The 20,447-nt window shown below is 66.9% G+C and carries 22 protein-coding genes; 10 read left to right on the top strand and 12 right to left on the bottom strand.

Annotation, left to right across the window (positions count from 1 at the left end):
- Window positions 1-13 precede the first annotated feature (13 nt).
- Window positions 14-703 (top strand): NAD-dependent deacylase, encoded by a 690-nt coding sequence (locus tag CLM60_RS08805; RefSeq protein ID WP_095588802.1) that lies wholly within the window; start codon window positions 14-16, stop codon window positions 701-703.
- Window positions 704-738: 35 nt separating this feature from the next.
- Here CLM60_RS08805 and CLM60_RS08800 read toward each other — a convergent pair whose 3' ends face one another.
- From CLM60_RS08800 to meaB, 7 genes are all read right to left on the bottom strand, one after another.
- A complete protein-coding gene (locus CLM60_RS08800) occupies window positions 739-1,230 on the bottom strand; it encodes a copper chaperone PCu(A)C (RefSeq protein ID WP_095588801.1) in 492 nt (163 codons plus the stop codon).
- Window positions 1,231-1,271: 41 nt separating this feature from the next.
- Window positions 1,272-1,619 (bottom strand): hypothetical protein, encoded by a 348-nt coding sequence (locus CLM60_RS08795; RefSeq protein ID WP_095588800.1) that lies wholly within the window; start codon window positions 1,617-1,619, stop codon window positions 1,272-1,274.
- 60 nt (window positions 1,620-1,679) lie between these two features.
- Entirely contained in the window at window positions 1,680-2,135 is a 456-nt protein-coding gene (locus CLM60_RS08790; RefSeq protein WP_095588799.1) for a PaaI family thioesterase, read from the bottom strand.
- A 58-nt stretch (window positions 2,136-2,193) separates the two neighbouring features.
- Complete coding sequence (locus CLM60_RS08785; protein ID WP_095588798.1) at window positions 2,194-2,757, bottom strand: helix-turn-helix transcriptional regulator; 564 nt, start codon at window positions 2,755-2,757, stop codon at window positions 2,194-2,196.
- Window positions 2,758-2,916: 159 nt separating this feature from the next.
- On the bottom strand, window positions 2,917-3,201 hold the full coding sequence (gene rpmB / locus CLM60_RS08780) for a 50S ribosomal protein L28 (protein ID WP_095588797.1): 285 nt from the start codon (window positions 3,199-3,201) through the stop codon (window positions 2,917-2,919).
- Between the two features lie 70 nt (window positions 3,202-3,271).
- Window positions 3,272-4,006, bottom strand: coding sequence for a YrbL family protein (locus tag CLM60_RS08775; RefSeq protein ID WP_176473834.1), 735 nt, complete (start codon window positions 4,004-4,006; stop codon window positions 3,272-3,274).
- Between the two features lie 208 nt (window positions 4,007-4,214).
- The gene (gene meaB, locus CLM60_RS08770) at window positions 4,215-5,195 is read right to left on the bottom strand and encodes a methylmalonyl Co-A mutase-associated GTPase MeaB (protein ID WP_095588795.1); all 981 of its coding nucleotides are present in this window, start codon (window positions 5,193-5,195) and stop codon (window positions 4,215-4,217) included.
- Window positions 5,196-5,300: 105 nt separating this feature from the next.
- On the opposite strand from meaB, the gene hrpB reads away from it, so the two are divergent.
- Together hrpB and CLM60_RS08760 are read left to right on the top strand one after the other, a co-directional pair.
- Entirely contained in the window at window positions 5,301-7,745 is a 2,445-nt protein-coding gene (hrpB, locus tag CLM60_RS08765; protein ID WP_095589308.1) for an ATP-dependent helicase HrpB, read from the top strand.
- A gap of 60 nt (window positions 7,746-7,805) precedes the next feature.
- A complete protein-coding gene (locus CLM60_RS08760) occupies window positions 7,806-9,047 on the top strand; it encodes a 3-deoxy-D-manno-octulosonic acid transferase (RefSeq protein WP_095588794.1) in 1,242 nt (413 codons plus the stop codon).
- Here CLM60_RS08760 and thpR read toward each other — a convergent pair.
- Together thpR and CLM60_RS08750 are read right to left on the bottom strand one after the other, a co-directional pair.
- On the bottom strand, window positions 9,028-9,576 hold the full coding sequence (gene thpR / locus CLM60_RS08755; RefSeq protein WP_095588793.1) for an RNA 2',3'-cyclic phosphodiesterase: 549 nt from the start codon (window positions 9,574-9,576) through the stop codon (window positions 9,028-9,030). The genes CLM60_RS08760 and thpR overlap by 20 nt on opposite strands.
- The gene (locus CLM60_RS08750; RefSeq protein ID WP_245848313.1) at window positions 9,573-10,697 is read right to left on the bottom strand and encodes an acetoin utilization protein AcuC; all 1,125 of its coding nucleotides are present in this window, start codon (window positions 10,695-10,697) and stop codon (window positions 9,573-9,575) included. The genes thpR and CLM60_RS08750 overlap by 4 nt, the downstream gene beginning before the upstream one ends.
- Window positions 10,698-10,835: 138 nt before the next feature.
- Between CLM60_RS08750 and CLM60_RS08745 the strand changes: the two genes are divergently transcribed.
- From CLM60_RS08745 to ptsP, 5 genes are all read left to right on the top strand, one after another.
- Window positions 10,836-11,303 (top strand): NUDIX hydrolase, encoded by a 468-nt coding sequence (locus CLM60_RS08745; protein ID WP_342745116.1) that lies wholly within the window; start codon window positions 10,836-10,838, stop codon window positions 11,301-11,303.
- A gap of 72 nt (window positions 11,304-11,375) precedes the next feature.
- Complete coding sequence (locus CLM60_RS08740) at window positions 11,376-11,801, top strand: DUF1178 family protein (RefSeq protein WP_095588790.1); 426 nt, start codon at window positions 11,376-11,378, stop codon at window positions 11,799-11,801.
- An 11-nt stretch (window positions 11,802-11,812) separates the two neighbouring features.
- Window positions 11,813-12,472 carry an SDR family oxidoreductase gene (locus CLM60_RS08735; RefSeq protein ID WP_095588789.1) on the top strand — a complete coding sequence of 220 codons (660 nt, stop codon included), beginning with the start codon at window positions 11,813-11,815 and terminating at the stop codon, window positions 12,470-12,472.
- A gap of 236 nt (window positions 12,473-12,708) precedes the next feature.
- Entirely contained in the window at window positions 12,709-13,944 is a 1,236-nt protein-coding gene (locus tag CLM60_RS08730; RefSeq protein WP_095588788.1) for an aspartate kinase, read from the top strand.
- Between the two features lie 223 nt (window positions 13,945-14,167).
- The gene (ptsP, locus tag CLM60_RS08725) at window positions 14,168-16,411 is read left to right on the top strand and encodes a phosphoenolpyruvate--protein phosphotransferase (protein ID WP_095588787.1); all 2,244 of its coding nucleotides are present in this window, start codon (window positions 14,168-14,170) and stop codon (window positions 16,409-16,411) included.
- Between the two features lie 9 nt (window positions 16,412-16,420).
- Here the strand turns inward: ptsP and CLM60_RS08720 are convergent, their stop codons facing one another.
- Complete coding sequence (locus CLM60_RS08720) at window positions 16,421-16,906, bottom strand: GNAT family N-acetyltransferase (RefSeq protein ID WP_095588786.1); 486 nt, start codon at window positions 16,904-16,906, stop codon at window positions 16,421-16,423.
- A 79-nt stretch (window positions 16,907-16,985) separates the two neighbouring features.
- On the opposite strand from CLM60_RS08720, the gene CLM60_RS08715 reads away from it, so the two are divergent.
- On the top strand, window positions 16,986-17,594 hold the full coding sequence (locus CLM60_RS08715; RefSeq protein ID WP_095588785.1) for a flavin reductase family protein: 609 nt from the start codon (window positions 16,986-16,988) through the stop codon (window positions 17,592-17,594).
- 98 nt (window positions 17,595-17,692) lie between these two features.
- On the opposite strand, the gene CLM60_RS08710 is transcribed toward CLM60_RS08715, so the two are convergent.
- Window positions 17,693-19,321, bottom strand: a complete 1,629-nt coding sequence (locus CLM60_RS08710) for a SulP family inorganic anion transporter (RefSeq protein WP_095588784.1) — start codon at window positions 19,319-19,321, stop codon at window positions 17,693-17,695.
- 199 nt (window positions 19,322-19,520) lie between these two features.
- Between CLM60_RS08710 and CLM60_RS08705 the strand changes: the two genes are divergently transcribed.
- Window positions 19,521-20,084, top strand: a complete 564-nt coding sequence (locus tag CLM60_RS08705) for an invasion associated locus B family protein (protein WP_095588783.1) — start codon at window positions 19,521-19,523, stop codon at window positions 20,082-20,084.
- Window positions 20,085-20,089: 5 nt separating this feature from the next.
- Here the strand turns inward: CLM60_RS08705 and CLM60_RS21325 are convergent, their stop codons facing one another.
- The gene (locus tag CLM60_RS21325) at window positions 20,090-20,212 is read right to left on the bottom strand and encodes a hypothetical protein (protein ID WP_281256681.1); all 123 of its coding nucleotides are present in this window, start codon (window positions 20,210-20,212) and stop codon (window positions 20,090-20,092) included.
- Window positions 20,213-20,447 lie beyond the last annotated feature (235 nt).

Genomic DNA, 20,447 nt, shown 5'->3' with positions numbered 1-20,447 from the left:
CAAGGAGCCGCGCATGACCAAGATCGTAATTCTGACCGGGGCGGGCGTGTCCGCCGAAAGCGGGCTGGGCACGTTCCGCGACAAGGACGGGCTATGGACCAGATACGACCTGGAGGAGGTCGCGACGCCCGAGGGATTCGCGCGCAACCCCGCGCTGGTCCACGAATTCTATAACGCCCGCCGCAAGAACTGTGTCGAGGCGACGCCGAACGCCGCCCATCACGCGCTGGCCAGGCTGGAACGCGACTTCGACGGGCCCGTGCTGATCGTGACGCAGAATGTCGATGATCTGCACGAACGGGCGGGCTCCAGCCATGTCTGGCATATGCACGGGCAGCTGACGCGGGCGCTTTGTGCCGCCTGCGGGCATCGTTGGGACGCGCCGGCGGTCATGGCGCCCGCCGATCCCTGCCCGGCCTGCGCCGCCCCGGCCACGCGGCCCGATATCGTCTGGTTCGGCGAATATCCCTATGGGATGGAGGCGATCTGGGACGAACTGCGCGCCGCCGATCTGTTCGTATCGATCGGCACCTCGGGCAATGTCTATCCCGCCGCGGCTTTCGTCCAGGATGCCGCGCGGGCGGGCGCGCAAACGCTGGAGCTGAACCTGGAGCCGTCCATCGGCGCCCATGATTTCGAAGAGGTCCGCACCGGCCCGGCGACCGAAATCGTGCCCGCCTGGGTCGCGCAGATGCTGGCCTAGGGATCCCGCCCCCACCGGCGCGGGATCCGCCAGGATCAGTTGCTCATCTGCATCTTGGGCTGGCCATGGTTCATGCCGCCATGCATCGGCTTGCGCTCCAGATCGACGGGGATGGCGACCGTCATCTCGCCCGCCTGTTCGAAGGTCAGCGTGACGTCCACCACATCGCCATGTTTCAGCGGCCGGTTCAGGCCCAGAAACATCACGTGATCGCCCCCGCGCGCCAGCGCATGAGTGCCCCCGGCGGGGATGGCGAAGCCTTCGTCGACCCGGATCATCTGCATCACGCCCTGATCGTTTTCCTTGTGGGTGTGCAGCTCGACCTTGGCGGCCACATCCGAACTTGCGCCGACCAGCCTGTCATCGGCATCGGCGGCGTTGTGGATCACCATGAAGGCCGCGCCGGATTTCGCCATCATGGTCGAAACACGGGCATAGGCATCGTCGATGGTGATATCGCCCGCGAAAACGGGCAGCGTCATGGCGGCGGTTGCGGCAACCGCGCAAAGCGTTGATTTCAGAAACATTTCGCACTCCTGCGTGGGGATCCAAGTTGGTTTTCGGAAACTCAGATCACCGGTGGAGGGCCCCGCGCCTGGGCGGGGACGACCGGTTGGGCCACCGCCGCAATGTCGCGCGGAATGCGCAAGGTCTCGCCATCCCGGACCCGGCGCAGCGCCTGTGCCGACGGCTCCATATCCACCAGCGCCAGCGCCGCCACCCCGTCGGGGCAGACATGCGGCGGGCCGGTCGGGTTGCCATCGGCATCGACATACAGCATCTGCATGCCCGCACCGGAACACAGCGCGATGGTGCCCGCAGGCGTCGCCTGACCGCGCGCCACCGCCAGCGACAGCGATGTCAGCGCCAGCATCAGGGCCAGCGTCAGGGCGATATGAGGGCGCAACCGATCCATCAGGTGGGTTTGATAGACCGCCCGGCCCGGGCTTGCCAAGCGACAAAAGGCAGCAACCGCCTATCCCCGGATATCGGCCCGCCCCGTCACCGCCATCAGCGTGGCGGTCATCCGCGCGACGGGCCGCTCGGCACCGTCTTTCAGGGCAAAGGCCGTCGCTTCGGCAAAGCTCAGCGTGCGGCCGGGTTTCAGAACCTCGGCCCGGAACAGGAAATGATCGCCATCGGCGGGCGCCATCAGGCTGGTCTTCAGCTCGACCGTCAGCACTGCGGCATCCTCGGCCATCAGCGAAAACGCCGCATAGCCGCAGGCGCTGTCCAGCGCGGTGGTCACGATCCCCGTATGCACGAACCCGTGCTGCTGGGTGAAATCGACGTGAAAGGGCATCTCCAGCGTGATCCGCCCCGGCGCAAGATCGGTGATCGACACGCCCAATGTCGCCATCGCCGGTTGCCGGTCGAAACTGTCCCGCACCCGTTGCGCATAGCCTGCGAACCGTGGTTCGAATGCCGTCATGATGCCCCCCCTGCCTGTCCGGTCTGCGGGGCATCAGATACCAGCGCGGCGCGAAAGGCTAGTGCTTGGGCGACTGTTCGTGCTGTGCGGCACTGCGGGCGGCGGCCATGTCGAAAACGTCTTGCAGGAAATAGGCCGCCAGTTCCGACCGGTTGGCCAGCCCGGATTTGCGATAGATCGCCTGCGCCTGCTGACGGATGGTCGCCTGCGAGGTCTGGCGCACCTGCGCGATTTCCTTCAGCGACGCCCCTTTCAGGATCATCCCGGCGATGTCCGCCTCGGCCTCGGTCAGGCCCCAGTCGTCGAATTTCTGCGCCACCGCCGCCGACAGGCCGCGCGCGAAATGGGCGCTTTGACGCCGCCAGTCCGCCCCGGCCCGGGCGGCATCGTCCAGCTTGGCCTTCAGCACCTCGGCCTCGCCCTCGAGCGTGCGCAGACGGTCGAGCCCGAAAACCCCGATCACGATGGCCAGCGCCATCACCAGCATCTCGACGAAATCGGTCAACAGCTCGCCCGGCTCCATCGCGTCGCCGGTCACGGCAAGTTCCAACAGGGCCAGCACAAGCGTCAGGCAAACCGCCAGCCCGACGACAAACCCCACGATCCGAATCCGAAATGACATCACCGCTCCTTCATTTTTGCCGCCCCACCCTAGGGCCTGCGCCGCGCCGCGCCATCTGACAAAAGGCGGATCGGGCGCGCGGGACGGGGTTCGCGCACAGAAAAACGCCCGGCGGACAGGGTCAGCCGGGCGTCAATCACTGTGTCTGATCAAAAGGGCTCAGGCCGCGGCGGCCTTTGCGATGTCCTTCTTGATCTTCAGCGCCTTGGGCGACAGGTCGCTGTCCTTGGCTTTCGCCAGGAACGCGTCCAGACCGCCGCGGTGATCCACCGTGCGCAACGCCGATGCGGAAATGCGCAGCTTGAACGACTGTCCAAGCGCATCCGACAGCAGCGTCACATCGTTCAGGTTCGGCAGAAACCGGCGCTTGGTCTTGTTGTTGGCATGGCTGACATTGTTGCCAACCATCGGGCCTTTTCCGGTCAGTTCGCAAACGCGCGACATGGGTCTTTTCCTTGTCTCGATAATAGATCAGGCGCCGCAAGCGCAGCGCCCCGAATTCCGTTGGGCGTGATTAAGGCGAAACATTCAGGGCGTCAAGGGATTCGTGCGAGGAATTTACGCCCCGCCGCGCGGGCTTGCGCGCGGTGATCCGATAGCGGCGCTGTGCCGGCACCCATTCCAGCCCCGCGACCTTCTTGCTGCGCTTGAAGCAATCGTCCAGCCCCATGGTCCGCACCCGGCGCGACACCGACCGGATGGTGATCGCGAAGCGGTCGCCGAACCCGTCGACCAGCACCCAGCTGGGCTCGGACCGCGCGTTCGACGGGCCGATATGGCGGTGGCCATAGACGAAATTCGCCGGCCCCACATCGCCCACGCAGACGCTGACATCGTAAAGCTCTTCGACAAAGCGGTTCAGCCGTTGCAGATCGTCATCGGTGAACCGGCCCGACCGCACCAGCTTTTGCAGCGTGGGCGCGTTGTTGCCATCGGCATCGGTCACGCGTTCCGTGATGCAGCCCACGCCCAGGTTGGTTTTCACAAACCCATACAGGTGCGAGATCGGCAGGTTGAAATTCACGTCGAACAGCCGGCCCAGCATCAGGCGGCGATATTCGTCATATTGCTTGACCGTCGGCCGCCACCGGGCCGAGGGGATATAGCGCTGCGTCAGATGCCCGAAGGTCCAGCGGTTGAATTCTTCCGTGTGGCGCGGCTTGACGACCTTGATCAGGCGGAACGGGTGATCGGGGTGGGCAAAGACCATCCGCTCGCCGCCTTCGGCGATGACGTCACTTGGGTTCAAGGTGATCGTGTCTTCCTGCAAACCGGCCTACTCCGCTTGCGATGCTGGGAACGCATTATGTCATGTAACGGTTATATGACAAGTGTGGGATGCCGCGCCCCGGTTTGCAAGTCACGCATCGATCACATGTCGGATGCCCCACGGCATGCGGAACGGACCATCCGACAGATGTCGGATGCCCTGTGCGAACCGGTTGTGGGATGTGTAGCTAGGCCGCGCCCAGCGCCACCAGGATATCGCGGGTGGCGGCGCCGATGCTGACCTCGCCTCGCGCGACGCCTTCGCCCAGGGCGCGCATCTGCGCGCGGGTCTGAGGGTCCTGATGCAGGCGCGCCAGCAGGCCCTGCCGGACCTCTTCCTCGAACCAGTGGCGGGCCTGTTCGGCGCGGCGGGCATCGAAATGCCCCTGTTCCCGCCGCCAGTCCGACAGCGCGCGCATCTCGGCCCAGGCCTCGGCCAGGCCGTGTTCCTCGACCGCGGAAACGGTCATCGCCTTGGGGAATTCCGGCGGGTCATAGGGGCGCTTGCGCAGCAGCCGCAGCGCCCCGGCATAATCGGCGCAGGTGCGGGTGGCGGTGGCTTTCAGATCGCCATCGGCCTTGTTCACCAGGATGATATCGGCCATCTCCATGATGCCGCGCTTGACGCCCTGAAGCTCGTCCCCGCCGGCGGGCGCCAGCAACAGGATGAACAGGTCCGACATCTCGGCCACCATGGTCTCCGACTGGCCCACGCCCACGGTTTCGATCAGCACCACGTCGAAGCCCGCAGCCTCGCACAGCGCAATGGATTCGCGGGTGCGCCGCGCCACGCCGCCCAGCGCCGATTGGCTGGGCGAGGGGCGGATGAACGCGTTCGGATCGCGGCTCAGGCGTTCCATCCGCGTCTTGTCGCCCAGGATCGACCCGCCCGAGCGCGCGCTGGACGGATCCACCGCCAGCACCGCCACGCGCAGCCCCTGCCCGGTCAGCATCATGCCGAACGCCTCGATAAAGGTCGACTTGCCCACACCGGGCGTGCCCGACAGCCCGATGCGCAGCGCCTGACGCTGGGTCTTGGCCAGCTGCTCCAGCAACTCGACCGCCTGCGCCCGGTGATCGGCCCGGCCGCTTTCGACCAGCGTGATCGCCCGCGCCAGCGCGCGGCGTTCGCCATTCTGGATGCGGGTCGCCAGATCTGTGATGTCCATCGCATGCTCCGGGGGCTTGGGCTTCGGGTCACGCTGTCTTGCCCCGTGCGCGGCGCGCTGTCCACCCCTCTGGCCCAGACGGCGCGGATCGACCATAAGGGCGCCATGAGCGATACGCCCCTGCCCATCGACGACGCCCTGCCCGCCCTGCTGGACACCCTGCGCGACCGGGGCCGTGCGGTGCTGCAAGCGCCCCCCGGCGCGGGGAAAACCACCCGCGTGCCGCTGGCGATGCTGCGCGCCGGGCTGACCAAGGGCCGCATCGTGATGCTGGAGCCGCGCCGCCTGGCCGCGCGCGCCGCCGCCGAACGCATGGCCCAGACATTGGGCGAGCCGGTGGGCCAGACCGTCGGCTATCGCATCCGGGGCGAGGCCAAGGTGGGCAAGACCACCCGGATCGAGGTCGTGACCGAAGGCATTCTGACCCGGATGCTGCAATCCGACCCCGACCTGCCCGGTGTGGGCGCCGTGATCTTCGACGAATTCCACGAACGATCTTTGAATGCCGATCTGGGGCTGGCATTGGCGTGGGAGGTCCGGCAAGCCCTGCGCGACGATCTGATCCTGCTGGTCATGTCGGCCACGCTGGATGCCGAGCCTGTCGCCGCCATGCTGGAGGCCGCGCCGGTCGTCACGTCGCAGGGCCGCGCCTTTCCGGTCGCAACGCACTGGCTGGACCGGCCCGCCAACACCACGCGCTTTCACGACTATATCCAAGCGGCCGCCGATCTGGTCGCCCGCGCGAGCGCCGAGACCGAGGGCGGCGTGCTGGTCTTTTTGCCCGGAGAGGGCGAAATTCGCCGCGTTGCCAGCGCGTTGCAGGGCAAACTTCCACCCGATTGCCACCTGCGCCCGCTTTACGGCGCGTTGCCGTTCAAGGACCAGCGCGCGGCGATCCAGCCGGCGGAAACGGGCCGCAAGATCGTTCTGGCCACCGCCATCGCCGAAACCTCGCTGACCATTCAGGATATTCGCGTGGTGGTCGATTGCGGGCGGGCGCGGCGGGCGCGGTTCGACCCCAATTCCGGCATGTCGCGGCTGGTGACCGAACGCGTGACCAAGGCCGAGGCCGAACAGCGCCGGGGCCGCGCGGGCCGCGTGGCGCCGGGCACCTGTTACCGGCTGTGGACTAAGGGCGAGGAAGGCGCGCTGGCGGCCTTTCCCCCGCCCGAGATCGCGGCGACCGACCTGACCGGGCTGGCGCTGGAACTGGCGGTCTGGGGCGCGACGCCCGAAGATCTGGCGTTCCTGACCCCACCGCCCGAGGGCAGCTTTGCCGAGGCGCGCGCGCTGCTCGGCCAACTTGGCGCGTTGGCGGACGGGCGGATCACCGATCATGGCCGCGCGCTGGCCCGGCTGCCGCTGCACCCCCGGCTGGGCCATATGCTGGTCCGGGCGGGCGCGCAGGCCGCGCCGCTGGCCGCCCTGCTGGCCGAGCGTGATCCGCTGCGCGGTGCGCCCGCCGATCTGGCGCTGCGGCTGCGGGCGCTGACCGGCACGCCCCCCGCGACCGCTGATCGTGGCGCGCTGGAGCGTATAAGGGCCGAGGCCAAACGCCTGTCGAAAGCCGCCCCCAAAAGCGCGGCCGACCCCATGAGCGCGGGCGAGATGGCGGCGCTGGCCTATCCCGACCGGATCGGGCTGCGCCGCCCGGGAGACGATCCGCGCTATGTCCTGTCGGGCGGCAAGGGCGCGGTGCTGGCCGCCGACGACCCGCTGGCGGGGGCGCGGCTGATCGTGGCGACCGATCTGGATGGCGACACGCGCGAGGCGCGCATCCGCCTGGCCGCCGCCCTGAGCGACAGTGAGCTGCGCGGGCTTTATGGCGACCGCATCGCCTGGCACGACCTCTGCGCCTGGTCGAAACGCGACCGCCGCGTGCTGGCCCGGCGGCAGGAACGGCTTGGCGCGCTGGTGCTGGCCGACCAGATCTGGAAAGACGCCCCGGCTGATGCCATCGCGCGGGCCATGCTGGACGGCGTGCGCGAGCTTGGCCTGCCGTGGTCGGACGCCGCACGCCGGTTCCGGGCGCGGGTCGCGTTGCTGCGTTCTGAGGGGGCCGAGATGCCCGATATGTCCGATGCCGGGCTGATGGCCACGCTTGACGACTGGCTTTTGCCGCATCTGGCGGGCGTGAAGACGGCCGAGGATCTGAAACGCTTCGACATCCTGCCCGCCCTGCGCGCGATGCTGGACTGGGACGCGCAGCAGCGGCTGGACCAACTGGCGCCCGCGCATTTCATCACGCCCATGGGGCACAAGGCCGCCATCGACTATGACGGCGACGCGCCGGAAATTCAGGTTCGCTTGCAGGAAATGTTCGGCGTCACCACCCACCCCACCATCGGGCCGAAACGCCTGCCGCTGAAGATCACGCTGCTGTCGCCCGCCCGCCGCCCGGTGCAGACGACCATGGACCTGCCGGGGTTCTGGGCCAGCTCCTATGCGGACGTGCGCAAGGACATGCGCGGGCGCTATCCCAAACACCCCTGGCCCGAGGACCCGACGCAAGCCGAACCCACCCTGCGCGCCAAGCCGCGCGGGCGGTGACGCTTGCACAGCACGGCCCGGGCGCGTAACCCTCGGGCCGGATGCAAACGGGGGGATGGCGTGATCTTGTATCGATTTCTGCTCAGCCTTGCGGCGCCGGTCCTGCTGATCCGGGCGGCGCTGTCGGGTGGGCTGCGGGAACGGCTGGGCCATGGCGGACCGGACGCGGCGCGACGCGGCAGGGTGCTGTGGCTGCACGGCGCGTCGAATGGCGAGCTGACGGCGGCGCGCCCGCTGATCGACGCGCTGCTGGCGCATGACCCCGCGATTGCGCTGATCGTCACCTGCAACAGCGCCACGGGCCGAGCATTGGTCGACGGCTGGAACCTGCCGCGCGTGTCGGTGCGGTTTGCGCCGCTGGACCTGCGCATCGCGCTGCGCCGCTTCATCGCCACATGGCAGCCCGAGGCGCTGATCGTGGTGGAAAACGAGCTTTGGCCCAACCGGATGCAGGTGATGCGGGCGCTGCACCGGCCGGTGATCCTGGTCTCGGCGCGGATGTCGCCCCGCTCGGCCCGGCGCTGGCAGAAGCTGCCGGGGCTGGCGGCACAGGTGCTGGGCGCGATCCGTTACCTGTCGGCACAGGACAGCGCCTCGGCCGCGCGGTTTGCCGAGCTGGGCCTGCCGTCTGACCGGATCGGCCCGGCGCTGAACCTGAAATCCCTGACCGAGCCGCCCGCCGATATCGACACCGCCGCGCTGAAAGCGTTGCAAGGCGTCTATGCCCGCGCCGATACAGTGCTGGCGGCCTCGACCCACGAGGGCGAAGAGCGCGTGATCCTGCGCGGCTATGCCCAGGCGCTGTCGGAACGTCCCGGCCTGCGCCTGATCCTGGCGCCGCGCCATCCCCGCCGCCGGGACGAGCTGGTGGCGCTGCTGGAGCAGCGGCGGCTGAACTTCGCCGTGCGGTCACGCGGGGAAATGCCGGGGCCGGACACGCATGTCTATCTGGCCGATACGCTGGGCGAGATGCCGCTGTGGTACAGCCTGGCCGGGATCAGCTTTGTCGGCGGTTCCCTGGTGCCGCGCGGCGGGCATACCCCGTTCGAGCCCGTGGCGCTGGGATCGGCGCTGTTGCACGGCCCGCATCTGGAGAATTTCGCCGAAACCTATGCCGCGCTACAGGCCGGGGGCGGCGCGATCCTGGTGCAGGATGCCGAGGCTTTCGCGCGTTGCCTGATCGGCTGCGACGCGGCGGCCCAAGCCGCGTTGGCCCAGCGCGCGCGCAAGGTGCTGACCGATCTGCGCCCCAGCGCCGGGCTGGCGCCGCTGACCCGGCAGATCACCGAGCTTCTGACCTGAGCGGATAGCTGGCCAGCGGGGTATAGACCGCGCCCTCCGGCCGCAGGTCGGATTGATAAAGCGTGAAGCCATGCGCCCGGAACGCCCCGAACGGGGTCAGCCTGTGGGACAGGACCACATCGTTCAGCGCCGCGCTGGCCCGCGCCTTGCCCAGCCGCGCCAGCGTCACATGCGGCACGAAGCGGCGGCGTTCCACCACCACCCCCGCGCCATGGCACGCGCCCAGAACCGCCCGGTGCAGCGCTGTCAGCCCGTCATGCGGCACCACCCCGGCCACGATCGCCCGCGGATGCGCCCCGCCGATCCAGTCCAGCCCGGACAGGGTGATATCGACGCCGGGCTGGTGCAGCGCCGACAGCCGCTCATGCACCGCCTCAAGCGCCGGGTCGCTGACATCGCCCAGAAAGCACAAGGTCAGGTGCAGGTTTTCCGGCGGCACGATCCGCCCCATCGGCAGACGGTCCTGCACCGGCTGCAGCACGGTGATGATGTGTTCGGGAATATCGATGCCGACAAAGGCGCGGGTCATGGCGCGCCCCGCTCGGCAAGGGCCGCCAACCGCGCGCGCACCTCGTCCCGCACAGGACCGGGGCGCGGCACGTCGCGCAGGGTGGTGAACCAATGCGCGGGCGGGTTGCGGCCCCGGCTGTGCCCCGGCCAGTCCAGCCCGCGCAGGACATTTTCACCCGCGCCGGGCAAACGCTCGGGAATGTCATGCCCGGCCAGCACCGCCCAGACCCCGGTCCAAAGCCGCCCGACCGACCAGGGGTTATACCCGCCCCCGCCCAGCACCAGATACCGCGGGGCGACCCCGCGCAGCGCCGCCACCACGCCCCAATGGGCATTGTTCGACAGCGACAGGCGCGACAGCGGGTCTTCCTCGACCGCGTCGGCCCCGCATTGCAGCACCAACGCCTCGGGGCGGAACTGCGCCAGCCGGGGCAGGATCAAGCCCTCCAGCACCGCCTGCATTTCGGTATCGTTGAACCCGCGCGGCACCGGCAGGTTGAAGACATTCCCGCGGCCTGCATCCGCCAGCGCGCCGGTAAAGGGCCAGCGGCGTTCCTCGTGCACCGACATGACCAGCGTCTGCGGATCGTCGGCAAAGGCGATCTCGACCCCGTCGCCATGATGGGCGTCGATATCGACATAGGCGATCCGCCCCACCCCCTTGCGGCGCAGCGCCATGATCGCCAGCACCGGGTCGTTCAGGTAACAGAACCCGCTGGCCCGCCCCTTCAGCCCGTGATGCGTGCCGCCCGCCGGGTGAAACACCACGCCACCCCCTGCCAGCAGTTCCGCCGCCAGCAACGATCCGCCCGCCCCGGTAGCCGGGCGGCGGTACATCTCGGCAAAGACCGGATTGGCGGCGGTACCCAGCCCGAAACGGGCGCGCGTGGCGTCGTCGACCTGCTGCGTGGCCTCGGCCAGTTGCAGCGCCGCGATGTAATCCGGGTCGTGCCAGATCTGCAGCGCGGCGGGTTTGGCACAGGGGCTGGTGCGGAACCGATCCGCCGGCAACCAGCCCAGCGCCCGCGACAGATCCATCACCGTCGACACACGCGGCACGCGCAACGGGTGAAACGCCCCATAGCTGGACCGGCGATAGATCCCCGCCCCCAGAAAAAGCGGCGCCGTCGCGTCGGTCACACCCTGCCGCCCCATCCCCGTCAAAACCGTCCCGCGCCCCGCCATCAAGCCATGCACCTTGTTAAATGCCGCAAATCGGTCATAAATAAAGGGTAGAAACCAAAAACCGGGTCAAACCCTCAGAGCAGATCAGTGTCCGTGCACCGTAGTACATACCTGCCGATTTCGGTCGGCCGCACCCAGAAACGGGACATGCGCTCGCAATTCGCGGCGTTGTGCTATCGCACCGTGAAGGACAAGCCGCAGGTTCTGCTGATCACCAGCCGCGACACCGGCCGCTGGATCGTGCCCAAGGGCTGGCCGATGGACGGCAAGACCCCGCACGAGGCCGCCGCCGTCGAAGCCTTTGAAGAGGCCGGCGCGCGTGGCCGGGTGTTCGACCACGTGCTGGGGATGTATTCCTATGAAAAGCAGCTCGACGATGGCAGCACGCTGCCCTGCATCGTGACGCTTTTCCCGTTCAAGGTGCAATCCCTGGTCAGCGACTATCCCGAAGCGGGCGAGCGCAAACGCAAATGGTTCTCGCCGCGCAAGGCCGCCACCAAGGTGGACGAGCCGGAACTGGCCCGCATCCTGGCACAGTTCGATCCCCGCCTGTCGCGCTGACGGCGAAAACAATTGAAACCCGCGCCGGTTTCCATAGATATTCATCAGATCGACGCAAATGGGTAACGCCGCATGATCCGCTATGCACTGAAATGTGCGGACGAGCACGATTTCGAAAGCTGGTTCCAATCCGCCGCCGCCTTCGACAAGCTGCAGGCGGCGGGGATGATCACCTGCGCGGTCTGCGGCTCGGGCCAGGTGCGCAAATGCCTGATGGCGCCCAGCGTCGCGTCGACCGACAAGGCCGCACCGGCCAAACCGCTTGCCGCACCCGTGACCCAGGCCGAACAGGCCATCGCCGCGCTGCGCGATGCGGTGGAAAAGAACTCTGACTATGTCGGCGGCGATTTCGTGCACGAAGCCCGGATGATCCACGCGGGCGAGGCGCCAGAGCGCGCCATCCATGGCGAGGCCGCCCCGGCCGAGGCGCGCAAGCTGCTGGAGGACGGCATCCCCGTCGCACCCCTGCCTTTCCTGCCCGCGCGCAAAACGAACTGAGGTCCCCGGCCATGACCATCCTGATCACCGGCGCATCGCGCGGCATCGGCCGGCAACTGGCCGCGGACTATGCCGCTGCGGGCGAAACGGTGATCGGCACAATGCGCAGCCCCGGCGATCTTTCCGGGGTCACGGTCCTGCCGCTTGAGGTTACCGATCCCGAAAGCCACAACGCGCTCGCCCGGCGCCTGGACGGAAAAGCCATCGACACGCTGATCTGCAATGCCGGGATCTATCCCGACAAGGGTCAGACGCTGGAAACGGGCTTCCCGCACCAGGCCTGGGACGACGGCTTTGCCACCAACGTGACCGGTGTTTTCCTGACGATCCAGACGCTGCTGCCGAACCTGCGCGCCGCGCAGACCCCGAAGATCGCGATCATATCGTCGATGATGGCGTCACACGAACGGGCGCCGGGCGGGTCCTATATCTATCGCGCCTCGAAGGCGGCGGTGCTGAACCTGGGCCGAAACCTGGCCACAGACCTGAAACCGCAGGGCATCGCGGTCGGCATCTATCACCCGGGCTGGGTGCGCACCGATATGGGCGGGGCAGAGGCCGATATCGACCTGGCGACCGCATCGGACGGGCTGCGCCACCGCTTCGCCGCCCTGGACCCCACGACGACGGGCTGTTTCGAGGGATATGACGGCAGCCCCCTCCCCTATTGATCGCGCCGGAAACTCGCTTTTGGGGCGCTGCCCCAAACCCCGAGGTATTTGGACCAAGATGAAAGACAAGGGGCTTCATCTTGGCGAAAATACCTCCGCCGGAGGCATCCCGAGCCGAAGGCGAGATATCGTCTTGCACGCGCCAGCGTGCGCCGCCGGATTGACCGCCGCCCCTTGCCCTTGGCGGGCGGTTGCCCTAGGAAGCGCCGGAACTTTTCTGGGCAAGGGCACGGATCATGCCGGTTCTGGTAATGAAATTCGGCGGCACGTCGGTCGCCGATCTGGACCGCATCAAGAATGCGGCCGAAAAGGTGCGCCGCGAGGTCGAGCGCGGTTACGATGTGATCGTGATCGTGTCGGCGATGTCGGGCAAGACCAACGAGCTGGTGGGCTGGGTCACGCAGACCTCGCATCTTTATGACGCGCGCGAATACGATGCCGTTGTCAGCTCGGGCGAGAATGTGACCGCCGGGCTGATGGCGCTGACCTTGCAGGAGATGGACGTGCCCGCCCGCAGCTGGCAGGGCTGGCAGGTGCCGCTGAAGACATCGGCCGTGCACGCCGCCGCCCGGATCGAGGAGATCCCGCGCGACAATCTGGACGCCAAGTTTGCCGAGGGCATGAAGGTGGCCGTGGTCGCCGGATTCCAAGGGATCGCGCCGGACGGGCGGATCACCACGCTGGGCCGGGGCGGCAGCGACACCACGGCGGTGGCCTTTGCAGCGGCCTTCGATGCCGAGCGTTGCGATATCTATACCGATGTCGACGGGGTCTATACCACCGACCCGCGGATCGAGGACAAGGCGCGCAAGCTGGACAAGATCGCGTTCGAGGAAATGCTGGAACTGGCCAGCCTGGGCGCCAAGGTGCTGCAGACCCGATCGGTCGAGCTGGCGATGCGGTACAAGGTGCGGCTGCGCGTTCTGTCGAGTTTCGAGGAAACCGGCGACAATTCGGGTACACTGGTCTGCGACGAAGAGGAAATCATGGAAAGCAATGTTGTCTCTGGCGTCGCCTATGTCCGCGACGAAGCGAAAATGACCCTGATCTCGGTGGCCGACCGCCCCGGAATCGCGGCGGCGATCTTCGGCCCGCTGGCCGAGGCTGGCGTGAACGTGGATATGATCATCCAGAACATCTCCGAGGAGGGGCGCACCGACATGACCTTCTCGTGCCCCGTGGACCAGGTGGCGCGGGCCGAGGCGGCGGTGAACGCGGCCAAGGAGGCGGGCGAGATCAACTTCCACGGGCTGGTGGCCGATACCGATGTGGCCAAGGTCTCTGTCGTGGGGATCGGGATGCGCAGCCATGCGGGCGTGGCCAGCAAGATGTTCAAGGCGCTGTCGAACGAGGGCATCAACATCAAGGTCATCACCACATCCGAGATCAAGGTTTCGGTGCTGATCGAACGCAAATACATGGAGCTGGCCGTTCAGGCACTGCACGACGCGTTCGAGCTGGAAAAGGCCTGAGCCGCTGCGCCGGGCGTCGCGGCCGGTATCGGTCGCGCGGCATCCGGCGGGCGTTCGGGCATTGCGCCAGATCGCGGCAGCGCCCCCGCGCGCTGTCGGAATTTCAGACATCCCCTTTTCGGCATTGCATTTTTTGCTGCAGCGCGGCGCAGCATTCGTCTTTTCCTTCGCCCCGCAACTCGCCTATATCTGGTAGTCGCGGAACAGAGTGGAGCCCCCGTGCATGGCCGATGGCCTGGAAAGTGAAAGCCGCAAACTGCTGCGACGATTGCGCGATACCCTTGCCGACGCGGGCAAGGGCCAGGAGCGGCTTGACCGGATCACCCACATCATCGCGGATTCGATGCATTGCGAGGTCTGCTCGATCTATCTGTTTCGCGACACCGACACGCTGGAGCTCTGCGCGACCGAGGGGCTGAACCCCGAGGCCGTACACCAGACCCGGATGCGCATCGGCGAGGGTCTGGTGGGGCGTGTGGCGCGCACCGCCAGCCCGGTCAATACCGGCGACGCGCCCAGCGAACGCGGTTTCCGCTACATGCCCGAAACCGGCGAAGAGGTGTTCCCGTCCTTTCTGGGGGTGCCGATCCAGCGCCTGGGCGAGCGTCTGGGCGTGCTGGTCGTGCAGTCCAAGAAGGCGCGCGAGTTTTCCGAGGACGAGGTCTATGCGCTGGAAGTCGTGGCGATGGTGCTGGCCGAGATGACCGAACTGGGCGCGTTCATCGGCGAGGGTGCCGCGATGGCCGCCCTGCACCAGCGCCCCGCCATGTTCCGTGGCAGCACCGCACAGGAGGGCGTGGCCGCCGGTTCGGTCTGGCTGCACGAGCCGCGCGTTCTGGTCTCGAACCCGGTGGCCGACGACCCCGAGATCGAGTTGAAGCGGCTGAGCCACGCGGTCGATCATCTGCGGGTGTCGGTCGACGAGATGCTGAGTTCCGCCGAGGGCGGCGACAAGGAGCAGCTTCAGGTTCTGGAAGCCTATCGGATGTTCGCCAATTCGCGCGGCTGGATGCGCCGGATGGAGGAAGACATCCAGCGCGGCCTGTCGGCCGAAGCGGCGGTCGAAAAGGAACAATCCGCCGCCCGCGCCCGGATGGAACAGGTCCCCGACCCCTATCTGCGCGAGCGGCTGCACGATCTGGATGACCTGTCGAACCGGCTTTTGCGCATCCTGACCGGTCAGGGCCAGGATACCGGCGCCGAGATGCCCGACGACCCGATCCTGATCGCGCGCAATATCGGCCCGGGCGAATTGCTGGCCTATAACCGCAAGTTGAAGGGGATCGTGCTGGAAGAAGGCTCGGTCGGCAGCCATGCCGCCATCGTGGCGCGGGCGTTGTCGATCCCGCTGGTGATCCATGCCAAGCGGATCACGACCGAGGCGCTGAATGGCGATGCGATCCTGGTCGATGGCGAACAGGGGATCGTGCATCTGCGGCCCGAGGAAACCGTCGCCACGGCGTTTCAGGACAAGATCGCGATGCAGGCCGAGGCGCAGGAGCGCTATGCCTCGATCCGCGACAAGCCCGCCTGCACCACCGATGGCACCACCGTTTCGCTGCACATGAATGCGGGCCTGATGGCCGATCTGCCGTCGCTGGCGGGATCGGGGGCCGAGGGCGTCGGGCTGTTCCGGACCGAGTTGCAATTCCTGATCCGCAATCAGGTGCCCAAACGCGGCGAGCTGGCCGCGCTTTATGCCCGGGTGCTGGATGCCGCGCAGGGCAAACGCGTGGCGTTCCGCACGCTGGATATCGGCTCGGACAAGGTGCTGCCCTATATGAAGCCGCAGGACGAGCCGAACCCGGCGCTCGGCTGGCGCGCGATCCGTGTCGGGCTGGACAAGCCCGGCGTGATGCGGATGCAGCTTCAGGCGCTGATCCGCGCCGCCAATGGCCGCCCGCTGACCGTGATGTTTCCCTTCGTCGCCCAATTCGAGGAATTCACCTGTGCGCGTCAGGCGCTGCTGGACGAGCTGGAGCGCGAGGACCGGTTGGGCCATGTCCTGCCGGAAAAGGTCGAGATCGGCGCGATGCTGGAAACCCCCAGCCTGGCCTTTGCCCCCAGCCAGTTCTTCGAGATGGCCGATTTCATCTCGATCGGCGGCAATGACCTGAAACAGTTCTTTTTCGCCGCCGACCGCGAAAACGAACGGGTGCGCCGCCGCTATGACACGCTGAATGTCAGCTTCCTGTCCTTTATCGAGATGATCGTGCAGCGCTGCGCCGAGGGCGGCACGCATCTGTCGTTCTGCGGCGAGGATGCCGGCCGCCCGATCGAGGCGATGTGTTTCGCGGCGATGGGCCTCAGGGCGCTGTCGATGCGCCCGGCCTCCATCGGGCCGGTCAAGAACCTGTTGCGCCGGATCGACCTGGGACAGGTGCGGGCAGTGATCGATGACGCGCGTCTGAGTGGGGCGCAATCGGTGCGACCCATGGTCATGGACTGGCTGCGCAAACAGGGCTGAGCGCGGCGGTCAGCCCGCGGGCGTGTCCCATTTGGTGACCGCGCCGGTGATCCCGTCCCAATCGCCCCGCCCCAGAATACGGTTGGGGTTGGTGGGCGGCGGCATCTCGACCCCTTCGAGCTTTTCGAACCCGAACCGGCTGTAATAGGGCGCGTCGCCCACCAGCAGGATCCGCGCCCAGCCCAGCGCAAAGGCACGCGCGACGGAGTCCTGGATCAGCAGCGCGCCCAGCCCCTCGCCCTGGCGGGTGGGGTGAACCGCGACCGGGCCCAGCAAAAGCGCAGGCGCCGTGCCCACGCGGATCGGCCAATAGCGGATCGCGCCGCCCAGAACGCCGCCTTCGTCCCGGGCGGTCAGGCAAAGTTCGGCCACGCGCGGAACATCGTCGCGCAGCCGATAAGACGACAAGGTCTCGCGCCCGGGCGCGAAACACAGGTCGAAAAGCGCCTCGGCCTCCCACCAGTCGTCGGGCCGTTCCTGCTCCAGTCGGATCACGGTCTGTCCTGCATTGCCTCTGGAACGGCCCTAGCACGCGCGCTAGGTCTGGGGCAACGCAACTTGGGATACCCGCCGAATGTTCTATCGCCCCGCCGACGGCCATGGCCTGCCGCACAACCCGTTCAATGCCATCGTGACACCGCGCCCCATCGGCTGGATCTCGACCCGCGACGGGGCGGGCCGCGACAACCTGGCGCCCTATTCGTTCTTCAACGCCGTGGCCTATACCCCGCCGCAGGTGATGTTCGCCTCGACCTCGGCCAAGGCCGACCGCGACGACACCAAGGACAGCCTGGGCAATATCCGCGAAACCGGGGTTTTCTGCGTGAACATCGTGTCATTCGCGCTGCGCGATGCGATGAACGTGACATCGGGCGGTTATGGGCGCGCGGTGGACGAGTTCGCCGAAGCCGGGCTGGAAAAGCTGCCTTGCGAAACCATCGACTGCGCCCGCGTGGCCGCCGCGCCCGCGCATCTGGAATGCCGCCTGACCCAGGTGGTCGCGCTGGAGGGGGCGTCGAACTTCGCCGTCTTCGGCGAGGTGACGGGCGTGCATATCGACGATGCCTTTATGGTGGACGGGATGCTGGATGTGACCCGGTTCCAGCCGCTGGCCCGGCTGGGCTATCGCGACTATGCCGTTGTGCGCGAGCTGTTCAGCCTGAACCGTCCCGCCCAGAGCTAGCGCCCCGCAGGGGGCGCGCGTCCGCCCCGCCCACGGGGGACGGGCCGCACGCGGCCCGGCCGTTGGCCGGGCGACGGCCCAGCGGCAAGGTCGGGTTCTTAGTGCCCGCCACCCAGGATGCCGGTGCGCACGCTGTAATCGACCGCGACCTGGTAATCGGGGTCATCGCCGCTGTCGACCATCAGTTGCCCGGCCTTTTCCAGCAGCCGGTGACAATCGCGGCTGAGATGGCGCAGCTGCACCTTTTTCCCCGCGGCCTCGTATTTCGCAGCGACGGCTTCGATCGCGGTCAGTGCCGATTGGTCGGCCACCCGGCTGTCGGCGAAATCAATCACCACATGGGCGGGGTCGCTTTCGGGCGTGAACAGCTCGACAAACCCGTCGGTCGAGCCGAAGAAGAGCGGGCCCTTGACCTGATAGACCTTGGCGCCCTCGGGTGTTTCATAGACCTTGGCATGGATGCGCGAGGCGTTCTGCCACGCATATTCCAGAGCCGACACGATCACGCCCACCACAACGGCGGTCGCCAGGTCATAGAAGACGGTCGTGATCGTCACCAGCACGATCACCAGCGCATCGGCCAGCGGGATTTTCCGCATGATGGTCAGCGACTGCCAGGCGAAAGTGCCGATCACAACCATGAACATCACGCCCACAAGCGCGGCCAGCGGGATCTGTTCGATCAGCGGCGCGGCCACCACGATGAACAGCAGCAGGAACAGCGCCGCCGACACACCCGAGATCCGCGTGCGACCGCCCGATTTCACGTTGATCATCGACTGACCGATCATCGCGCACCCGCCCATGCCGCCGAAGAACCCGGTCACGACATTCGCCGCGCCCTGGGCCACGCATTCCTTGCTGGCGCCGCCGCGCTGGCCGGTGATCTCGCCCACCAGGTTCAGCGTCAGCAGGCTTTCGATCAGGCCGATGGCCGCCAGGATCAGCGCATAGGGCAGGATGATGTTCAGCGTTTCCAGGTTCAGCGGCACCATCGGCAGGTGAAAGCTCGGCAGCCCCCCCTCGATCGAGGCCATGTCGCCCACGCGCGGCACGTCGATGCCAAAGGCGATGACCAGGATCGCCACGATCCCGATCCCGGCCAGCGGCGCGGGGATCGCGCGGGTGATCTTGGGCATGACCCAAATGATCGCCATCGTCGCGGCCACCAGCGCCAGCATGGTGATCAGCGGCCAGCCCGACAGCCAGTCGCCGCCCGACATGCCGTGGCCCGAAACCTCGGCAGAGCCGGGCACCTTGAACTGCGTCAGCTGCGCCAGGAAGATCACGATGGCCAGCCCGTTCACGAAGCCCAGCATCACCGGATGCGGCACCAGCCGGATGAACTTGCCCAGCCGGAAGATCCCCGCCGCGATCTGAATGATCCCCATCAGCACCACGGTCGCGAACAGGTATTCCACCCCGTGTTCGGCCACCAGCGCCACCATGACAACCGCCAGCGCCCCGGTCGCGCCCGAGATCATCCCCGGCCGCCCGCCCAGCAGCGCGGTGATCAGCCCCACCATAAACGCGGCGTAAAGCCCCACCAGCGGATGCACCCCCGCGACAAAGGCAAAGGCCACCGCCTCGGGCACCAGCGCCAGCGCGACGGTCAGCCCGGCCAGGATCTCGGTCTTGAACCCGGCAAGGGTCAGCCCCTGGGTGGGGGTCTGGAAATTGGCAAGTGATACACGGCTGGCAAAGGCCGCTAGCATGGATCGCGCCATGGGTCATGTCCTGGCTTTGGGGGGTGTTTGCCGCGCCTTCTATCGCATCGCCGCATGTCCGGAAACCGGGGAACCGGAAAAATAAAAATTGCATAGCGGCTTTGCAACATCGGCATATCACGAAAGCTTGGCCCGCCGTGATTGGACTTCGCCGCCGCAGCCTGCGCAACTGCCGCCCAGTTTGAACCGGAGATCTGCCATGCTGCGCCGCGCCTTTATCTACCTTCTTCTGACCGCCCTGCCCGTGTTGGCCCAGGATCTGGAGGGCAACGACACCCCCGGTAACTGGCGGGTCAAACATTTCCAGACCTTCGGCATCTGGAACAGCATGTGCGACGAGCGCGAGGAAAATGGCACCCTGAACCAGCGCTGCTATATCCGCTATGTCGATGTGTTTTCGCCCCGCCCCGAATTCGCGGCGCAATTCCTGTTCATCGTCGCCGAAGAGGGGCGCGAGAATGTCGAGTTCGGGCTGGAGCCGGGCACGCTGTTTTCGCCCAACGGCTTTCGGATCGATACCGGCGACACGGTTCGCTGGCGCACCCGCCGCCCGGGCTGTCTGACCGGGCTGTCCTGCACGTTCCGCGACGACGGCGCCGCAGAACTGCTGGGCGCAATGACCGAAGGCGACGCGATGCGCTTTGTCTTCATCGACCGGCATGGCAACGCGCGCGACATCACCTGGCCGCTGGACGGGTTCGCCGACGCGCTGGCCGATTTCCGCAGCCAGTCACGCGCGCGCGCCCTGCTGCCAGCGTCCTGAGCGGATCACTCTTCGGGGTGGTCTTTCAGGAACCGCCGGATGAAGCCGCGGATCTCGCGCGCGGCAGATGTGTCCAGCTCCTTGCAGCGCTCGACAAAGGCGTCACGCTCTTCCTTATCAAGGCGCAAAACCAGCTGACTGTTCTTCTTATACGATTTCTTAGGGCTTTTCTTGTTCAACGCGTCAGTTCCGGCAGCCTTGACGTTACGCAAAGTCAATGTATATACATATCCTATGCATCAGCGTTACATGGTAGGGGCAGCCGCAACAAAAAGGAAGCAGAAATGAACATTCACACCGCACACAGCCTGATCATCCGCGACCGGATGGATTGGCGCAAACCGCATCTTCGGTGGATCCCGG

The sequence above is a fragment of the Actibacterium ureilyticum genome (assembly GCF_002285435.1).
Taxonomy (GTDB): domain Bacteria; phylum Pseudomonadota; class Alphaproteobacteria; order Rhodobacterales; family Rhodobacteraceae; genus Actibacterium_C; species Actibacterium_C ureilyticum.
Note: the sequence above shows the minus strand (reverse complement) of the source record. Positions and strands in the feature narration are given on the sequence as shown.